This window comes from uncultured Acinetobacter sp. (assembly GCF_947624825.1).
GTDB lineage: Bacteria > Pseudomonadota > Gammaproteobacteria > Pseudomonadales > Moraxellaceae > Acinetobacter.
Genome location: NZ_CANQLZ010000107.1, coordinates 1 through 4231 on the forward strand (window position 1 = coordinate 1; position 4231 = coordinate 4231).

Here is a 4231-nt window from a genome sequence, read left to right on the forward strand (position 1 = left end):
TCAGGGGTATATTTTAATTTTGTCATCGGGATAGTCTCTCAGAATATTGACTCTCCGACAAACCCGGTACGGTTCAATATTGAATTAATTACATATCATCGCAAGAACATGCGACCATTAGAACTCTCATTAGAGGATGAGCTTATGCTGAGACAGCGCAATAAAATCGAGACGATCTTTAGCTTATTGAAGCAACAATATAACCTAGTAAGCAGTCGTCATCGTTCCATTTCGGGTTATTTCGCTGGGATTTATGCGTCATTATGTGCTTATCAAATCTGCCATCAGAACAAGCCTCTATTTACAACGATATAAAACTAGGCTTATCCATGATTCGGGTTATAAAACACGAGAAATGGCTCGTGCAGATGTGTTTGATTATATCAAGATGTTTTACAATCAAATTAGGCATCATTCGTATCTTGATAGGAAGAGTCCAGAAGCCTTTGAGGCAGCTTCAAAATGAGGCTATCTCGTATCTAGGATACTGGGAGCAGTCCAGGTTCAATTGGGTTATGTCACTCGTCAAAATCTAAATTAGTACGTATTACAACTCATAAATAAAAAATAAAATTAGCTTTAGAGATCTTTATTTTTTAAATTTCCACAGTGGAAATTTAAAAATATTTTTTTTATGTTAAAATAAATTTAATTTTTATCTATTTTACCCATGACAATCTATGTAATTGCCAATCAAAAAGGTGGTGTTGGCAAAACCACACTCGCAACGAATTTAGCTGTTGCACTAAGCAAAAAAGGTCAAACTATTCTTGTCGATGGAGATGATCAACTATCCGCTATCAAATGGAGTAAACGCAGAACACAAGATGCTATTACGACCATTGCACGGAAAGAGAATCTAAAAGAAGAACTACACCAGTTACAACAAAATCATAAATATATTGTATTGGATGTTGCAGGACGTGATTCAGCTGAATTTCGTTCAGCCCTATTAATCGCGGACGTTCTTATTATTCCCACACAACCCAGTCAAACAGATATTGAAGTGCTGCCCTTTGTACTCAGATTGGTCAATGCAGCTAAACAGGTCAATACAAAATTAGAAACTTTTGTCGTCTTAAATAAAGCACCAACCAATGCTAAATCCACAGAAATTGATGCTGCGTTAGAACTACTTCAGCAAGTCAAGTCTGTAAAAACATTGAATACTATTGTGCGTGATCGTAAACAATTCCGAGATGCCATGATCGAAGGAAAATCAGTCTTAGAAATGGGCAGCAGCAAAGCAAAAGATGAATTGAATGAATTTTTGGTGGAGATCCTATAATGGCGAAAAAACCACTCATTGTCGATTTTGATGATCCCTTTGAAATGGAACAGGCATTTATTAATGCAGCAGGAACAGGAAAAGTTGCATTAGGCTCATCATCAACTGAAAATCATATTGTTGATCTACCCGTAGAGCTGATTCACTTCTCAGAGCATCAACCTCGTATTATTACCGATCGGGTTTTACAAGACGTTGAAACTCTTGCCACCAGTATTACCACGAATGGACAAATTTATCCGATTGTTGTCATTAAAAAAGAAGAAAAATATGAGCTTGTCGGTGGAGAAATGCGATTTCGCGCTGTTCGTGATGTATTAAAACATAAGACGATTCGTGCAATTATTCGAGATGATCAATCAAAAGAAAAAACCGCTTTAATTTCATTAATTGATAATTTACATCGGTCAAACCTGAGTGATTTTGAATTGGTCAATGCCATACAAAAACACTGTGATGAGTTTGGTGACACGCTACAAAATATCGAATTTATTACTCAAAAATATCAATTAGATCAATCTAAGTATTTTAGACTCATGAGCTTTTATAAGTTACCAAACTATATAAAAGAAGACCTAAAAACCCATCCCAAAGCGATTTCAGGTGCAACCGCACAACAACTGTTAACTGAATTAAATAAACTGGTTTTAAAGTTTAATCATCAACGCGTTGATGATGCCACATTCACCATATGGAAAAAATATCTGAATGAATTTTTAGAAACAAATCGTCCATCCAAAAAATTCATTTATGAGATAGAAAAAACCTTAATGTTCAAAGAGACAGTTAACAAAAAAAATCAAAAGATTGAAAGTAATGCTCTCGTGAATAAAATGGTCTTAAAAAATAAGGATGGTCTTAAATTTGGTTCGCTTAAAATGGAAAAAAATCTTAATGGCAAAACAGTCCTTAACATTCGCACGAGTTTAAATATTGAACTGAGTCAAGAAAAGTTAGAAAAATTAGAAGCGTTTCTTTCGAGTTTAGATGAATCTCTATAAAATATAAATTTCCACTGTGGAAATTTATAACAGCGTATCCAATATTTTTTAATATTGGATACGCTGTTCATTAAAAAGTTTCAGAGAAAGTTCTTACTAAAACGGTAACTGATCTTCTGCTGGATCAAAAATTTCATCCATATCAGAATCTAAAATATTTTTATCTTCATGATCTGCCATATTATCTTCGGCTGCATCTTTCTTAAAGATATTCATATTTCGTTTTGCTTGTATCCAAAAATAATAATCTAAATCAATCAATTTATGATTATTCAAGATATCAAGCTTATTTGTTAATAAACTACGCATAGTTTTTTTAGCTGTAATCATATCTAAACTACCTAAAAAACAACCATAGTCATTTAAAAAAACATCACAATTGACTAAAACTGTAATTTGCTTCGGACTCAACCGAGTGACTGGTTTAATATATTGAATACGTTCTTTATCTTGAAAATGAGATCCATCATCACAATATGGAATTGCATTTTTAAGATGCTTTTCTTTTAAACGATCAATAATACGTTGAAAAATAAGATTACGATGCTTATCTTTCATTTTGTAATGAAAACGGATACCGACAACAAATTTTCCATTTTTAATTGTTTCATAATCAATTTCTAAATTACTCAACTTATTAATTTGTGTTTTAGCAACGTTCAAAACACGGCTTTTTAGGTTATCAATCAGTTTATATTTATCTTCAATATCCAAAGCAAAACGTAGTCGTTCCAAACTGATATCATGTATTTGTTGAACACCTAATGACTCGGCTTTCCATAGTTCAGAATTGAGGATTCTATATATTCGCATAGCATAATTAGAACGCATCCGCATCACATAGCGAATTTGATGGGTGCTGAATGAATGTGTCATCCCTGTCGGATTAATTAAATTATAGAAATAATTATAAAATTCTTTAGCAAAACGAATCTGCATGCATTTCGTTTCTTTACTATAATGACAATAGATGATCATGGGTACTTTAATAGGATTAGGATCATCTTTTTTCTTTATTAACATTACCTTAGGCTTATAGCTATCATAGACTCGTTGTAAAGCTTTTTCACCATAGCGATGAATTTCATATAATTCACTTGCTGTAATTACATCTTTATCTAAATCTTTTTCCGCAATCAACTCCCCAAAATTCGCTGCACTAATTGTAATTAGTTCATCTGGATCAAAACGAATATTTTGATTCAACTCATTTTTTCGCACAGCAACCATAGCACAATAAACGAGTTTTTCCTCATTGGCTTCATAACTATAATTTGCCGTTGTCATATCATTACGTGTAGCTACTAAGTCAGTGTATTGAACACGACGAGACGAAGATTTCGTTAATTCTTTACTTTTCAAATCAAGATCCGTGATCACAACCTCATAACCATACATTAATAATATTTTGTATTGAAATCAACAAAAATACCCTCTTTTTATTTACGGACAAAACGTATGGTTTTAAAGTTCTTAGCAAAACACCAATAACGGACAAAATGTATGGTCATTTTATAAAATATAGCCAAGTAAAATGGATCGGACAAAACGTATGTTTATATAAAAGATAAAACTAAAATCAACCAAAAGCTTTATTATTCAATGCCTTTATTGTCATTTAAATAAAAATTAATAAGAAAATTCTCATATTCTTACAGAAATAAAAACCAATTTTTTGAAAAAAAGCATCTCTATCGGACAAAATGTATTGATAATGTTTAAAATCTCATCATTTATTTGGAATTAAAAATAGGATGCTTGCCATTTTCATAAAATAAGCTTGAACGCATATTTTCAACTTAAATCATAAGAATTTTTTACTATTGATAACTATGTGGATAAATTGAGACAAAACGTATGGTTATCGGACAAAACGTATGGTTGAACGGACAAAACGTATGGTTGAACGGACAAAACGTATGGTTGAACGGACAAAACGTAT

At 32.3% G+C, this 4231-nt stretch carries 4 protein-coding genes and 1 pseudogene; 4 read left to right on the plus strand and 1 reads right to left on the minus strand.

Going from position 1 to position 4231, the window contains the following annotated elements:
• Positions 1-78: 78 nt before the first annotated feature.
• The 4 genes and pseudogenes from Q0017_RS13385 to Q0017_RS13400 all read left to right on the plus strand — a co-directional run.
• A pseudogene (locus Q0017_RS13385) lies at positions 79-315 on the plus strand (transposase); the annotation flags it as partial.
• On the plus strand, positions 254-466 hold the full coding sequence (locus Q0017_RS13390; protein ID WP_298147828.1) for an IS3 family transposase: 213 nt from the start codon (positions 254-256) through the stop codon (positions 464-466). The pseudogene Q0017_RS13385 and the gene Q0017_RS13390, both read left to right, overlap by 62 nt.
• A 204-nt stretch (positions 467-670) precedes the next feature.
• The gene (locus Q0017_RS13395) at positions 671-1288 is read left to right on the plus strand and encodes an AAA family ATPase (RefSeq protein ID WP_298147830.1); all 618 of its coding nucleotides are present in this window, start codon (positions 671-673) and stop codon (positions 1286-1288) included.
• A complete protein-coding gene (locus Q0017_RS13400; RefSeq protein WP_298147833.1) occupies positions 1288-2289 on the plus strand; it encodes a ParB/RepB/Spo0J family partition protein in 1002 nt (333 codons plus the stop codon). The genes Q0017_RS13395 and Q0017_RS13400 overlap by 1 nt, the downstream gene beginning before the upstream one ends.
• A 96-nt stretch (positions 2290-2385) precedes the next feature.
• Here Q0017_RS13400 and Q0017_RS13405 read toward each other — a convergent pair whose 3' ends face one another.
• Positions 2386-3651: a replication initiation protein gene (locus Q0017_RS13405; RefSeq protein WP_298147836.1), complete on the minus strand. Its 1266-nt coding sequence runs from the start codon at positions 3649-3651 to the stop codon at positions 2386-2388.
• Between the last annotated feature and the right edge of the window lie 580 nt (positions 3652-4231).

Bases quoted from the DNA above. Each gene is read 5' to 3' on its own strand.
- Q0017_RS13395 (WP_298147830.1), top strand. From the start codon at position 671: ATGACAATCTATGTAATTGCCAATCAAAAAGGTGGTGTTGGCAAAACC.
- Q0017_RS13400 (WP_298147833.1), top strand. From the start codon at position 1,288: ATGGCGAAAAAACCACTCATTGTCGATTTTGATGATCCCTTTGAAATG.
- Q0017_RS13390 (WP_298147828.1), top strand. From the start codon at position 254: ATGCGTCATTATGTGCTTATCAAATCTGCCATCAGAACAAGCCTCTAT.